The organism is Treponema sp. R6D11, from assembly GCF_054786075.1.
The window spans coordinates 1-429 of sequence record NZ_BDHD01000968.1; the positions used below are offsets into that span (position 1 = coordinate 1).

General features: G+C 43.4%; 1 protein-coding gene. It reads right to left on the minus strand.

Annotated elements, in window-relative coordinates:
- Positions 1-40 precede the first annotated feature (40 nt).
- On the minus strand, positions 41-429 hold a 389-nt coding region (locus tag ACYVTD_RS17040; protein ID WP_461248832.1), incomplete at its 5' end, for a thiamine phosphate synthase.

A 429-nucleotide genomic window follows, 5' to 3' on the forward strand; every position in this document is an offset into this window, starting at 1 on the left:
AGAGTGCCGTCAAGATCAAAAATGTACGCTTTGTATTCTTTCATTTTCTCCCCATTGTGCTTTTGAATAATTCTTTTAACTCGCATGCCGCTTTGCTTGCGTCTTTTTGAGAAACAATGGCGGAAACGACGGCTATCCCGTCAATTCCTATTCCAGCGAATAACGGTATATTGCTTTTGTTAATGCCTCCGATTGCCACAAGCGGAAGTTTGATTTTTTCGCGTATGCGCCGCAATTCGTCCATACTTGTGCTGTCCGCATCTTTTTTAGTGTCGGTCGTAAACATCGCTCCTACGCCGAGATAATCAACGCCTTTTTCGGCGGTGGCGGCTTCGGCTTCGATTAAATTGCTTACTGAAACGCCGATAATTTTATTTTTTCCCATTATGCGGCGTACTTCTTTGTAAGGCAAATCTTTCTGCCCTATAT